16 protein-coding genes are annotated in these 13,720 nt (G+C 43.3%); 3 read left to right on the top strand and 13 right to left on the bottom strand.

Annotated features, from left to right (window positions below):
* Nucleotides 1-57: 57 nt before the first annotated feature.
* The 13 genes from GJS45_RS23805 to GJS45_RS06325 all read right to left on the bottom strand — a co-directional run bounded on the left by GJS45_RS23805 (nt 58) and on the right by GJS45_RS06325 (nt 11,113).
* Nucleotides 58-225 (bottom strand): endonuclease domain-containing protein, encoded by a 168-nt coding sequence (locus GJS45_RS23805; protein ID WP_235954647.1) that lies wholly within the window; start codon nt 223-225, stop codon nt 58-60.
* Nucleotides 226-480: 255 nt separating this feature from the next.
* Nucleotides 481-1,299 carry an ABC transporter permease gene (locus tag GJS45_RS06380; protein ID WP_162340641.1) on the bottom strand — a complete coding sequence of 273 codons (819 nt, stop codon included), beginning with the start codon at nt 1,297-1,299 and terminating at the stop codon, nt 481-483.
* Between the two features lie 11 nt (nt 1,300-1,310).
* Complete coding sequence (locus tag GJS45_RS06375; protein WP_162340640.1) at nt 1,311-2,027, bottom strand: class I SAM-dependent methyltransferase; 717 nt, start codon at nt 2,025-2,027, stop codon at nt 1,311-1,313.
* A gap of 9 nt (nt 2,028-2,036) precedes the next feature.
* Nucleotides 2,037-2,891, bottom strand: a complete 855-nt coding sequence (locus GJS45_RS06370; protein WP_162340639.1) for a glycosyltransferase — start codon at nt 2,889-2,891, stop codon at nt 2,037-2,039.
* A 12-nt stretch (nt 2,892-2,903) separates the two neighbouring features.
* A complete protein-coding gene (locus tag GJS45_RS06365) occupies nt 2,904-3,692 on the bottom strand; it encodes a class I SAM-dependent methyltransferase (RefSeq protein WP_162340638.1) in 789 nt (262 codons plus the stop codon).
* A gap of 88 nt (nt 3,693-3,780) precedes the next feature.
* Nucleotides 3,781-4,596: a sulfotransferase family 2 domain-containing protein gene (locus GJS45_RS06360; RefSeq protein ID WP_162340637.1), complete on the bottom strand. Its 816-nt coding sequence runs from the start codon at nt 4,594-4,596 to the stop codon at nt 3,781-3,783.
* A gap of 219 nt (nt 4,597-4,815) precedes the next feature.
* Complete coding sequence (locus tag GJS45_RS06355; RefSeq protein ID WP_235954645.1) at nt 4,816-5,487, bottom strand: class I SAM-dependent methyltransferase; 672 nt, start codon at nt 5,485-5,487, stop codon at nt 4,816-4,818.
* A gap of 236 nt (nt 5,488-5,723) precedes the next feature.
* Nucleotides 5,724-7,004 (bottom strand): hypothetical protein, encoded by a 1,281-nt coding sequence (locus GJS45_RS06350; RefSeq protein ID WP_162340636.1) that lies wholly within the window; start codon nt 7,002-7,004, stop codon nt 5,724-5,726.
* Between the two features lie 3 nt (nt 7,005-7,007).
* Entirely contained in the window at nt 7,008-7,925 is a 918-nt protein-coding gene (locus tag GJS45_RS06345) for an O-fucosyltransferase family protein (RefSeq protein WP_162340635.1), read from the bottom strand.
* The gene (locus GJS45_RS06340; RefSeq protein ID WP_162340634.1) at nt 7,918-8,928 is read right to left on the bottom strand and encodes a GNAT family N-acetyltransferase; all 1,011 of its coding nucleotides are present in this window, start codon (nt 8,926-8,928) and stop codon (nt 7,918-7,920) included. The genes GJS45_RS06345 and GJS45_RS06340 overlap by 8 nt, the downstream gene beginning before the upstream one ends.
* A gap of 13 nt (nt 8,929-8,941) precedes the next feature.
* The gene (locus GJS45_RS06335; protein WP_162340633.1) at nt 8,942-9,661 is read right to left on the bottom strand and encodes a GNAT family N-acetyltransferase; all 720 of its coding nucleotides are present in this window, start codon (nt 9,659-9,661) and stop codon (nt 8,942-8,944) included.
* Between the two features lies 1 nt (nt 9,662).
* Nucleotides 9,663-10,595, bottom strand: coding sequence for a glycosyltransferase family 2 protein (locus tag GJS45_RS06330; RefSeq protein ID WP_235954643.1), 933 nt, complete (start codon nt 10,593-10,595; stop codon nt 9,663-9,665).
* On the bottom strand, nt 10,592-11,113 hold the full coding sequence (locus tag GJS45_RS06325; RefSeq protein WP_162340632.1) for an ArsR family transcriptional regulator: 522 nt from the start codon (nt 11,111-11,113) through the stop codon (nt 10,592-10,594). The genes GJS45_RS06330 and GJS45_RS06325 overlap by 4 nt, the downstream gene beginning before the upstream one ends.
* Before the next feature lie 358 nt (nt 11,114-11,471).
* On the opposite strand from GJS45_RS06325, the gene GJS45_RS06320 reads away from it, so the two are divergent.
* From GJS45_RS06320 to GJS45_RS06310, 3 genes are all read left to right on the top strand, one after another.
* Nucleotides 11,472-11,810: a hypothetical protein gene (locus GJS45_RS06320; protein ID WP_162340631.1), complete on the top strand. Its 339-nt coding sequence runs from the start codon at nt 11,472-11,474 to the stop codon at nt 11,808-11,810.
* A gap of 159 nt (nt 11,811-11,969) precedes the next feature.
* Nucleotides 11,970-13,115: a Gfo/Idh/MocA family protein gene (locus tag GJS45_RS06315; RefSeq protein ID WP_162340630.1), complete on the top strand. Its 1,146-nt coding sequence runs from the start codon at nt 11,970-11,972 to the stop codon at nt 13,113-13,115.
* A 72-nt stretch (nt 13,116-13,187) separates the two neighbouring features.
* On the top strand, nt 13,188-13,697 hold the full coding sequence (locus GJS45_RS06310) for a DUF2911 domain-containing protein (protein ID WP_162340629.1): 510 nt from the start codon (nt 13,188-13,190) through the stop codon (nt 13,695-13,697).
* The last annotated feature ends 23 nt before the right edge of the window (nt 13,698-13,720 follow it).

The following is a 13,720-nucleotide window of genomic DNA, read 5'->3' as shown; positions in this document are numbered from 1 at the left end:
GTAGTTCATCAAGTACCTGTTGGTTTGAAAATCTGTGGATGTGTAATCCAAGTTTGCTCAAATCTTCATCTCTTCTTTATCTCTTTCTTTTTGATCCCTCTTTTGATGAATTTCACCATCGAGTTCAATAACCAGTTGAATTGTATGGCAATAGAAATCAACAATATATTTAGAAATGGGATGCTGCCTTCTAAAATGCAAACCATTTATTTGCCTTGCTTTCAATTTTTATCAAAGAATTTGTTCAGCTGGAGTCATACGCTCTCTCAGCTCTTTGGCCCTTCGAAAAATTTACAGTGAAGCTTTGTGATGCATATCCCTAAATCTTCCTACCCCATAAAGGTGGACCAGAATACCGTTCCCAAGAGTAAAACCAGTAAGGAATTCATGCTATTCACTGCAATCGTTGTTACCTTTTTCAATTTTTATAAAAAATAGTTTTAGGGCTCTCCCCCTCTCTCTTTAGGTGAGTGGGTTAGGTTAAGCAACATCAGCAAACACCTTTTCCATACGGCGGAAATAAAACAAGCCAAAAACAAAAACTGTCATAGCCACAATTGCCCCAGGCCATATCCTTTCCCAAGGCATGGGCCTGGAAAGAAACATAGCACGTATGCCTTCTATCACCCCCACCATGGGATTGAGGGAATAGACAAACTGCCAATGTTCGGGTACCGCAGTGGTACTGTACACCACAGGAGCCAGATACAGTAACAACTGCACCACAAATGTCAGGGCGTATTTTACATCCCTGTATTGAACCGCCATCGCCGAAAGCACCATTCCAATTCCTAATGAGGCCATCAGCAACTGCACCAAGAGCAAGGGCAAAAATATCAGGTTCCATCCCGGCATAACTTGAAAATAGATCAATAAGCCCAGAAGCACTAAAAAGGATATAAGAAAATCTAAGAGTTTGGAAAAGATAGCCGCCAAAGGTAGAATCAACCTGGGGAAATAGACTTTGGTAATCATACTAGCATTGGTAACCAGGCTATTGGCGGACTCAGAGAGGGTTCCTGAGAAATAATTCCAGGGCCATAAAGCCAAATAGGAAAATAGAATATAGGGCATGCCATCAGAATCCACCTTAGCCAAGCCGCCAAAAACTACTGTAAATACTAACGTGGTAAACAAGGGCTGAATAATGGCCCAACCCACTCCCAGAACAGATTGAGCATACCTTCCTTTAATCCCTCTGACCGTCAGAAAATACAACAGATCCTTGTACCTCCATAACTCTCCTACATCTACTACCTTCCAGCCTTTGGAAGGTTCAATTACACTGACTTTTGTCATTAAATCTTAGACTAAATTTTGATATCAGACAATTTCCACAAAGCCATACATTTGTCGAAATACATACCGTGATCATCTAAATTATTTTCATGGACTATCTTAAGTGGCCTGGGAAGGTTAAAAGGTTCCTTTTCGAGATTGATTGGCCTCCAGCCACCTGTTTGAATATCACGGTTAACCCCTCTGTCTGTATAGGAAGTGGTAAGTAAATACGTTGAACCTGATTTCTTAAAGTTTGACAGGGACTGATGGATATCTTCAAATGAAAAATGAACCAAACAGTCCCTGCAAAATATCAAATCCACCTGAGGCAATCCACCTGCGATGATATTTCCGGCCTTAAAAGTCACTTGGGAATCTTGGGCATATTTGACATTCAATGAACCAATCAAATCTTCCACGATATCCATTCCGATATAGGAAATCCCTGTTCTATCCAAATGTTTCATCCAATTAAAATCTCCGCAAGGGGCATCCAACATACTTTTCACGCCAAGGTCTTTGGTCAATCTGTCAAGCTTTCTTAATAAAGTTTTTGTATGCCGTATCTCTGAACCCCTACCCGATGCACTCTCGGTTGACCCCCAGGTGTTTTTTGAATGAATCTTATTGAAAATATCATCCATATGATCCACATCTGAAAAAAAATCCTTGGGGTAATAAATGTATTCATTGGCGCGGATATAGCCCTTAAATTTTCTGAAATAATACCTGAGTATATTTACCATGATTTAAAATTACTGCTTTGCCTTCCAATACAGGTATTCGGCTCCTTTTCCAAATGCACTGTTGACTTTAAATTTTAGATTGTTGGCCCTGACCCTAAGGTATTTGATGTAAGCTTTGAATAATTTACCCGACTTGGGATTGGAATTATTGACCTCCCATGAAATATTAAAATGCGGTCCGATATTTTTGGCAAGCGGTAGACCTGATGATTTGTTGACAAGATTTCGCCCATGAACTACCTGCAGCCACATTTTTGGCCTATCGAGTTCAATGGTCTTGATTTCTCCTGAAATGGTCTGATGCTCCAATTTGAAAATAGAAATATCTAGCGCAGCACTATTTTGCACCAAGGAGATAAAAGGATTGCTGTGCATTTTCTTCTGATAATAAATCCCTGATTGGGTATCCAGAATTACGCCATTGGAGCAGTTGATGGCATAGGGTGTTTCGGTTATCAGTTTCATGACCTCAGACTGAATCGAACCGATAAAGTCAGCTGAAACAGCATCATCCCCATCTAACCTTGTGGATATCAGGATATCGCATTGGTTTTTTGCCCCCTCCAAAATTTGCAGTATCTCCGCATCCAATTTCTTCCAGTGATCTGTATAATGAAATGTAATAATGCCATCCGTATCCTGGCCTGCAATGCTATCAATAAAATGCCGGGAAGTTCGGGAATCAAAAAACACGTGCCATTGAAAACCTTTACTCGTTTGATTTTTGACACTTCGATAGCAAAAATCAAAAAACAATTCAATCCTTCCTTCAAGCCATACCTCAGGATCCAGTCCGAGATTATAAGGCACCATTTCGAGGTACTGAACATTGAATCTGGTAAAAAGAAAATGCTTAAAGTTCAATTCATATTTGGTTTAAAGATTTTTATTGAGATTAGAAATCTCGTTATTTTCTCCTTTGTAAATAAAAATTAAGTTATGGTAAAAATGGATGGAAATGATGTTCAAATCATAGTAGGTGGGCTGGTAATCCTTGTTTTTAAACTCCGAATGATTCAAACCATCGACTAGGGATTTGAAGTAACCCATGATAGAATCAGAATTATTTCGTTCCTCTAATTGGCCCCCATAGTGTTCCCAATAGGACGTCTGTGTATCTTCTACCACATAGATTCCTCCCATTTTGAGTTTTGGAAACAGGTGATGGAAGGTAAACAGCACATGTTCATTGAGGTGACTTCCATCGTCAATGATAATATCCAAGCCTCCTATTTCCGCACAAATACCATCCAAAAATTCGGGATCTACCTGACTGCCCTGAAAAATTCTGATCCGGGACTCCTCATGTGGCTTTTTGTCATAGATATCAAATGAAAAAATAGTGGCCTTTGGAAAGTAGCGCTTCCACATGCGTAAGGAAGATCCACCACTTAAAGGTTTATCATATCCCCCAACGCCAATCTCCAACAGGTTGATTTTCTGTTTACGATATGACTTGAAGTGGAAATCATAATGAGGCGTGTACCAATGTTCTCCCCATTTGTCGGTGCCATAAATTTGCGCCAAAAATGTCAAATCATCCCTTTTGTGAAAGGTCAACAAACGCTTTCCAAAGTTCTTAACCCTTCTGATTTGTCTTCCATCCAATTTATTTGAAAAAACAGGTAGGATCTTATCCCTGAGAAATTGATCTACTTTTTTCAAATTAATTAGCAATTTATGTTAGTGTCAAAAAGTCCATCCTATTTATTTTATATATAGTTATTGACATAAATTAATATATAAATATAATTTATCTATTAAATAATTTTAATGAATATTCATATATTAAATAATCAAGATGATTTGAACTCTTGAATTCTTGCTTTATTTCTTCTGAAAGCATCCCATAATACTTTTCAGAATTTGATCTATTAATATTTGGAATTGATCTATTTACTTTAATTCGCAATTTTTCAGACAATAATTCAATTGACCTATTAAATTCTTCCATTATTCCGATAAAAAAATAATTGTCCAATCTCTCTTTGTAATTATTGATATCACACTCTAATAATTTTGAATAATAGTTTTTTTCTCCCAAAATGTAATCCTTTAACTCTATTCCTTTAACATAAGAATGCCCCTTTTTTTTTCCGAAGGAATACAAAGAAATGCGATGAGTTAATGGGTCCCTCAAAAATGAAATTAATTTCACTCTGGGACATTCGTATATCCCTTCAAACCTATTGCTTAGAAAAATTTCGTTATAAAAATAGTGACCTGACATGGCCTGAAAAGGTTTTAACTCTAAATAATCTGGTGTTTCTTTCTCATGTACTTTAAGGCTTTCTAAAAAATCAATATGGCATTCAAACTCTAACTCATGAGGAGGATAATCATTAATTACGGAAAAAAAATCATTAAGTATGACGTTAAAACTTGTCCCACCACACTTAGGAATATGATTATAAATAAAAACAGGCTTTTCTCCCAAAAGATTGTCTCTCTTTGATTTATTGAAAAAATACCTTAAAAATGGCTTTCTACTCAAATAAAAATATTTGAATCTTTGATATAGCTTACTTCTCCTTATTTTAAAAATAGTATTAGTAATGCCTTGTTTCATTCTTGATTTTAAGTCAGAAATTCATTTCAACTGAAAGAACGGTAAAATCAATTTTAATCACGGCCTTTACCTATAACCATTGGACATACGACTTGTAGAATAAATAAAAATTCACTTTTAGCAAATTGAAAATAAATACCTAGTCGGCGACCAATTTTGAAATGGGATTTGCAATAAGACAGCAGGATTAAATTTTAATTTCCTTGAATATGCTACAAATTAGATAGTCAGATTCTTTAATTCCCACGCTAGAAGCATCTTATCCCTATGCTTTCCTCCTCCTTCCATACACTTTTCATTAATTGTTTTGACGGGTGGGGGGAAATTAAAGGGTGATTTTTGCAAGTTTAAAGGCCTCCAATATCCAGTTTGGATTTCCTGGTTGGTTGCATGGCTTGTAAAACTAGTGGTCAATAGGTATTTTGATCCTGATTTTTTAAAATTAACCAAGGTTTTTTTGATATCTGCAAAGGAAAAATGAACCAGACAATCTCTACACAGTATCAAATCAACCCTTGGTAAATCATCTGTAATAATATTTCCTGTTTTGAATTTAACACTCCGTTTATTCCAATTTTTTGACCTATTAAAATGTATCAGGTCTTCTACAATATCGATTCCCAAATAATCTATCTCTGCAAGATTCACCTGATTCATCCAGTTGAAATCCCCACAGGGAGCATCTAAAATCGATTTCACTTCCAACTCCTGGAATAACTTTTCCATTTCAGGAATAATGACATTGGTCTGATTTGTGTCTGAACCTGTTCCTGAAACACTTTCCCCAAACACCCAAAACTTTTCTTTATATATCTTTAAAAATACTTCCTCAGTACTAAGGCCATCTATATCCAGCTTCTTTTTCTTCCGGAATGACCGGTAAATATCCATTAGAAAAATCGGTGATGTGTTTTTTAGAAAGGTCTTAATTTTTTGGATCACTTTATACTTGACGGATATTGGCAATTAAAATAAAGGACTCAAATCTCAGCTAACAGATAGCTTCCTTGAAGACCCGTAAATTGCGGTGGTTTTTTTGGAAACTCTTATTACTTCGTATCGCACTTACAATACCGACATCAGCAAGTGGAACTTCCAGTTTTCTGACACCAGCAATAAATCTAGCATTAATTCAATGCTTCCATTTCAACCCCTACGGCTTTTTGCTCCCTCCGAACTGCCATATTAAGCTCCCCATAAACCCGTCCAAACCCCTTCACCATACTTACCACATGTCCGGCAACCAAACTGGAAGAAGAAAACTCATCCACAAACCTACCCAGAAAAGCACCCAGACGGCCGCTGTGCTGCCGGCCAATGTCCTCCGTCAAATGAGGCAGCTTGTGCCGGGGCAGGATCTCTACAAAACCGGCTGCCAAGGCGGTGGGTATTAACATATGGGAGCCATGTACCCCCATAACCAACTGACTATGCCGGTAAAGCTCATTCCAGGTTCGTTCTACTCCTTCGTCGATTACCTCCACTCGCTCGTCCTTCCATCCTGAGGGAAGCCTTCCCTCCTTTCCGAGCCCCGTCAGCACAAAACGCGCTTCCGGTAGGGATTTCCGGAGCTTTCGAAGCAACCGGCCCAGTAAACTGGCCTGCCGGTAGCACAGTAGTCCCTGCACCCGACCCTGAAACCCAAATTTGATGGAGGCCTTGTGCAAGAAATCCAGCAGGCGGCTGTTTAGCCAAAATCGGTCGGAACGCCAGATAAATGTAAGCTGCAGCGGTTGAGACTCAAACGCCTCCAAGGCAAAAGGACGGGCTTGCAATATCTCCTCAATATCCAATCTCTCCAGCGGAGGATGCACCGGCACTTCACTCAGGGCCACGGAAGCAAAGCGTCTAGACTGTTCCTTTACCCAGACATCCAGCCCCGGCACCCCTTTTCCCAACTCCTCCAACGGCAGGTCCACCGACCAGATCTCTACTTCCGCATCGGTGAGCAACCAACGGCAGCGAGCCGGTAACAGTACCGCAAGGGTTTTAAAGGGATATTGTTTTTTAAGTAAATACACATTCCAGAGTTTGGTAAAAACATGCCCGAAACAACTGTCCAGGCAATTGACCAGCAACAGCTCTCCTCCGGGATTTGGCTGTAATAGTGCTATTTCCACCTCTGCGCCAGCATCTTCCTGAAAGGAGCGTATCAGGGGCAAGGCCATCCAGGACCCTTCCTGCCGGTTGTAATGGCAAAACTTTCCATCCTTGCTAAAGGCAACGGGGTAAAGAGCTGCGTGCCCAATCGGCAGCGTCGCATAAAAATCAAGCCCGCAATCACTGCAGTGCTGTTCGGCTAACACATGCGTTCCCTGAAAAAACAGTTCACCGATATCCTTACTTTCGCCGCCACATCGGGGGCAGTTGGCAGGAATGGATGCTATATAGGGGTAGATGTCAATCATTCATTACCACTTTCGGATTCCCCATTGGTTTAACCGATAGGCCAGCAGGGTTTTTCGCCGGGACCAGGCGGCTGCATTGCTTTCGGCCAGGGTGTAAGGAGTTTCCGGTTGAAACACCAGCGCCGCATAGGATAAGTTGGATGGCGAAAGAATCAGCTCCTGACAAAAGGAAAGCGACAGGCAATCCAAAAGGGCTTGTTCTCCCAAAAGAATTCCATTTGAGCTACCGCCATGATCGTGTATAGCCTTTTGGTTAGCCGAGCGAATAAAATCATGGGCCAGGACTTTTTGTGGAAACCTGGTTTTCAGCATTTCCAAAAAAGCTGCATCATCCGTTGCTACAAATATGCGGTCAAAAGCTGGTATTCTTTTTTCAATTGTATTTATCAGTACCCGCTCACTAACAGGGGGCACTTCCGTAGCATGATCGGTACGCCTTGCATGCAAACCTAGTATTTTAAATCCCTTGAACCTTTCCTTTATGGCATTAACTTTTTCAAGCAACTTATCCTGAAGCCGGATTTCCGATCGAAGTGTTTGGTGAAGCGAGCGTATAAAATGGCGATTCCATATTCTCAAGGGATGCGTTTCATACCGGAGATTAACAATGGGATTAAATCCCGGAGAAGGACTTCTCTGTACCATCAATGCTTCCCAAAAATTGATTCGATCGCTGTCCTCATTCCCATTGTAGGCATACTGCACATTAGAAAAATCTACCCTGTAAGGCAAGTCATATTTTTTTGCAAAAGCCATTCCATACAATACTTGTAGAAAAAGCGAAAAAAACCCCCGCTCACAACGACCATTTGGATGGTCCTTGCATAGAAATTCATTTTCAAAACACGTAATGACATAGCAGGCATTTTTGACCTTCAATTCCTGCCTTCTCTCCGGGCTAATGGCTGACCTTTTAGGCATCCGTTAGCCCACTTTTCCAGTCATACACTTGATCCAACCGTCGCCAGGCTGCCGGGGCCAGGCTGTAGTGGGCATGTACAAAGGTTTGGGCACCAAAACTTTCCTTCCAGCGAAAAAGCTGCCGGTTGATTTTTTTTCCTCCACACTCATTCGAATGACCAAAATCCAGGTACTTCCTACCCTCCGCCTGGGTGGTGCACAGGTAATGGATCAACCAATCCAGAGCATGTGCCTTCCTGCCTGCTTCATTGGTGGCCAGATACTGGGTATGCAAACAATTGGGTGTAAAATAAACCGTGGCACCTGCCAGCGGAACTCCCTCCCTGTACACCGTAAATTGCCGGATAGTTTCAGGATGCCGGGCCTTTAAATAACGCATTTGATCCTTGCCGTGGGTAGGCTTTTTTTGATAGCGGTTTTGCAAATTAGGTACCAGCAGTTTATCCCAAAACACACCCAAATCCTCTTCCTCGCTAATTTCCAATCCGGATTTTGATGCCTGGCGAATCGTTGCCTTCCGACCCTTGTGTCTGACCTTTAGGGGCAATGGTATGGCCAGGGACAATTCCATTTGGCTGGTTTCGGCATTTGCCAACTGCATGATATAGGACAGGGATTCCTGAAACCCAGTTCCATAAAAAGAAGGCGTTGCCTTGATCCGGAGCTGGTGGACTCCCTGTTCCTCGTAGTAGCGCAGTAGTTGAAGATACAATTGCAATTCCTGATCAAATGAACAGGGCTTATGGATCAGCCCTGCATAACTAAGCCCCTGATGCGAATACACTTCCTTTTCTTCCCTATGGGCGGCAAAGACCGCTACCGGCCGGTTTTTGGAATAAATAAGCACTGAAGCGTCCTGAAATCGGTTCCCATGGTAGGCCAGAAAAGACCGTTGGTGCATCAGGGTAGCATTCGGTGCCCCTTGCAGTACTTCCTGCCAGTCTCCGGCAAGCTCCGTCGTATAGGCTTTTACCTGAATCCTGTTGTTTGGTTGATCGATCAACTATTATTCGGTGTCATTTAGGATTTCCCGGGCGCCAGTGGGCAATCAGCGTTTCTTTCACGGGCTGAAAACCTGCGCTACCGTAAAAGTCCATGGCCCGTTCATTGGCCTTTTGGGTAGAAAGCCCCACCTGCGCCAGGCCTTTGGCATACACCTCCTGAAAAACCCGGTTCATCAAGCTCTTTCCGATTCCTGTTCCCTGGGATTTCCCTTCCACGGCAAAAAGATCTACATAGGCCCTTCCCCTGAGCATGCGGAAGGTAATAAATCCCAATAATCGCTTGCCTTTTCTGGCCACCATGACCCGGTGATTTTGGCGGGTGATGGTTTCCCACCAGGTGCTGTAAAGCTTCTCGTATTCCTGATTGGCCAAAAGGGGATCCTGCCGGAATCGGGACCATTGCCCACTGCTAAGTACCAGTTCTCGTAATTGATGCTGATCGGCAGCAGAGAGGGAGACGGAAAGGTCTTGTTCACTAATGCAAATGTTATCCAATTCATCAGATTCCAACTCCAGATCAGCTTTTCGAATGCCTTTTACCAGGTCTATCCGGGTGCTGATGGGCGGCCAACCTCCCATTTTGACCAGGCCGGGTTTCCCCATCACGTAAACCAATTCGTAATCGATTGCCTGGGATTGCACACGGGCCAAATCGGGCAGCGACTTTTCCAGGGAAAGTTTGCCTACACGGTAGCCAAAAAGCGAGGAGTCGAAGGGTAAAAATTGTATCATATCAGGTTCGTTGATCTACGACATATACAGGCCGGTTTTTGACACCTTCAAAGATCCTTCCCACATACAGCCCTACCAGACCCATGGTCATCAGGATTAGGCCTGCCAATACCCAAATAGATACGATCAGGCTGGCATACCCCGGCACCACAATGCTTCCGGAAAAATACCGAATCAAGGTGACCAACGCAAATATAAACCCAATAGAAGCAATTAAAAAACCCAATTTTACGGTAAGGCGAAGGGGCTTATCCGAAAATGCCAATAAGGTATTCAATCCCAGGTGAAATTTAGTCCGGAAGACGTAATTGGAATCTCCGCTGACTGAATTTCCATGAGCCACGTCAAAGGTGCCCTGGCGAAAACCCAACCAATTTACCATGGCAGGAAAATACCGGAAAGACTCCCGCATCTGTACCAATTCATCGATTACCCGTTTATGGTATATCCCGAAGTTTCCGACGGCCGGATCGTGTGACAAGCCACTCATATAGGAGAATACGTTGTAAAATAGTTTCGATCCCCATTTCTTTCCCCAGGAATCCTTCCTTCGGACCCTTCTGGCCAAAACCACATCATAACCATGCTGGGCCTTACTCAGCAGGTGGGGAATTTCCTCCGGCAAATCCTGCAAGTCGGCATCCATGACCACCGTCCATTCACCGGCTGCCGCATCCAAGCCGGCCGCAATGGCCTGGTGTTGTCCGAAATTCCGGCTTAGCCGAATGCCTTTGATAAATCTTTCATTGACAGCAGCTTCCTGGATGATCTCCCAACTGCTGTCCAGGCTGCGATCATCCACCAGGATCAATTCTACCTGAGAGCTGATGCCGACCATTACCTCCCGAAGCCTCCGGATCAATTCCCTCAGACTGGAGGCTGATTGAAACACCGGCACGATCACCGAAAGGAAAATTCCCGGTTCTGCTTTCACTGAACTTCTTTTTCGAAAACCACCAAACCGGATAATGCTTCCAAAGGCATTGTTTCTCTTATTTCTATTTGCAATTTTCGCTGGATCTTTTCCTCTGTTTTTTGAATTAAAAACGCCAGGTATTCCGCATTGATCGCTTCGCCCACAAGCAGTAGCTCAATCGTTCCACTGTCCTTCCCTTCGGCATAGTCGCCCAGAATGATGGCTTTCTTTACGTTACCCAAATTATTTACCACCTGCTCAATCAGGTCATCAAAGCCCAGGTACTTGCTCACAATGCTGCGAATCTCCTGGTATAGGGGGTGGGCTTCGTTGGCCTGGTAACTTTTGGTTTTGCCGTTGTTTTGCCAGTGCAAAAGGCCCGCTTCGGAAAGCCGGTTCAGCTCCACCCGTACCGAATTGGTAGATTCCTTAAATTCTTCGGCCAGACCTCTGAGATAACCCCGGTTGCCGGCATTTGAGAAAAATTTAACCAGCAATTTAATCCTGGTCTTGGAGGTAATTAGTGAATCCAGCAAAGGAAGTAGCAGTAAATGGAAAGGTATTAAAGGAGTGAAAAACAAATAACCGGACACAAAATCCAATAAAGTAGCGACGGATTGAAACCGGCCCCAGGTGCTTTTACAGCTTCGCCAGGTAAGCCACAGGCATAGAGTAACAAATTTACTCGTTCAAAATAAAATAACAACTTTTCTCCTTTTTTTTATTTAAAAAGTAGGATCAGACCCTACCGTTTGCGCGTCATCGGTAGCGCCAGCGAAGCAATCTGAATCGAAGCGTGCGCGTAAGGATCACGAAAAAGGGCATTTAAATACGCCGGATGTTTACGTCCTCCGACAGACTGCCGCGGGTGCCGGGGCTGAAATCGAAATCCCAATGGGGCTAGATCAGCACCCTACCGATGACGTATTTATCAAATCGCTGAAAATCAATATATTAAAAATCCACATCGTCATCCCGATTTCTGCGTTTTTTAAAATGTTAATTCTCGCAGTGACGGGTTACGTTTCCGGTGCGCGCACCGCGTCATCGGTAGCGCCAGCGAAGCAATCTGAACCGGAGCGTGCGCGTAAGGATCACGAAAAAGGGCATTTAAATACGCCGGATGTTTACGTCTTCCGACAGACTGCCGCGGGTGCTGGGGCGGGAATCGAATTCAGAAAATCAAATCACCACATCATCAAATCATCACATTATCACATCATCAATAAATGAGCCTGTCGAAGGGAGCAGCAGGTCCTGAAAACCAATACCCAATCCAACAAGTTCTCCCTCCTGCTTGCAGGCACAACCAGTAGAAAAGGAAATTACCATTGAAAAATACAAAAGTACCTTCTATCTTTAAGGCTAATCTTTTAAAATAAACCTAACATCATGGAAAAAATTAACGTAGCGGTGGTCGGCACCGGATTCATTGGTCCTGCCCATATTGAAGCCCTGAGAAGAAACCCTAGCATTGAAGTGGCTGCCCTTTGCGAAGTCAACGAGGAGCTGGCCAAGGCCAAGGCAGCCCAATTGGGCATCGAGAAAGCCATGGTATTTGAGGACATGCTCAAAGATTCCTCGATTCAGGCGGTCCATATTTGTACCCCAAATTTCCTCCATTATGCCCAATCCAAGGCAGTGCTGGAAGCCGGCAAACATGTGGTCTGCGAAAAACCCCTGGCCACAAAAATTGATGAGGCAGAGGAACTCGTCGCGCTGGCAAAAAAAACAGGGCTGGTCAATGCGGTACACTTTAACCTACGCTATTACCCCATGGTCCGTCAGATGAAAACCATGCGGGAAAGCGGAGAACTGGGAGACATTTACACCATCATGGGATCCTATTTACAAGATTGGCTATTTTTACAAACCGACTACAATTGGAGACTGGAACCAGACAAGTCCGGTGATTCCCGGGCCATCGCAGATATCGGATCCCACCTACTGGACCTGACCGAATACGTAACCGGATTGAAGGTAACGGAAGTAATGGCGGATTTTTCTACCGTGCACAAAACGCGGCTAAAGCCACTTAAAGCCATCGAAACCTACAGTGGGAAAATGTTGCAGGAGTCGGATTACGAGGAGGTTCCCATCAATACCGAAGACCATGCTACAGTAATGCTGCGTTTTGATAATGGTAACAAAGGATCTGTAACGGTCAGCCAGGTAAACGCCGGAAGGAAAAACAGACTCAATATTGAAATTGCTGGCTCCAAGGCCAATTTTGAATGGTGCAGTGAAAAACCAAACGAGCTCTGGATCGGTAAGAGAGAAACGGCCAATCAGCAGTTGATGAAAGACCCTTCCCTTTTTACTCCCGAGGCGGCTAAATTGATTGGTTTCCCCGGCGGCCATAACGAAGGATTCCCGGATACTTCCAAGCAGATGTTTAAAGAGGTATATGCAGCGATTAGCGAAGGCAAACAACCCGAAAAACCAAGCTATCCTACTTTTGAGGATGGTTACAGGGAATTGCTGATCTGTGAACGCATCATCGAAAGCCATAAAAAACAGGCCTGGGTAAAAATATAAAGGGTAGAATGTCAACCATTGTTTCTCCTAACCCGTTATTTATAGCAAATCTTAACCAAAACCAAAACCAAAATGAAAACATCAACCATTAAAATGCTGGGACTGTCAGGAATGCTGATGATGTCGGTCATCTTTTTATCTCATTCCCAGGAACGGGCAAGCCCTCCAAAAACAGCCGAAGGAACCGTTAACGGAGCCACCATTACGGTCAATTACAGCAGTCCTGCCGTAAAAGGGCGTGAAATTTTCGGAGGATTGGTTCCCCTGGGAAAAGTTTGGCGAGCAGGTGCAAACGAAGCCACGATTTTTGAAACCAGCAAAGATATAAAGGTGGAAGGCCAAACGCTCCCTGCCGGAAAATACAGCTTCTTTATCATTCCGGGTGAAACCAACAGCACCTTTATCTTCAATAAACAAACCGGTCAGTGGGGAACCCAATACGACGAAAGTCAGGATGCCCTTCGGGTAAGCGTTCCCTCCAGTGAAACACAATCCCTAATGGAAAACCTGACTTACGAAATCCACGATGATGGCATGGCTGTCATGTGGGAATACGGGCAGGCCAAAGCGTCCATAGAGTAATTTTCCAATCAAGCAGCCGGTTT

The organism is Cyclobacterium salsum (assembly GCF_010119245.1).
In the GTDB taxonomy this organism is placed as follows: Bacteria; Bacteroidota; Bacteroidia; order Cytophagales; family Cyclobacteriaceae; genus Cyclobacterium; species Cyclobacterium salsum.
Note: the sequence above shows the minus strand (reverse complement) of the source record. Positions and strands in the feature narration are given on the sequence as shown.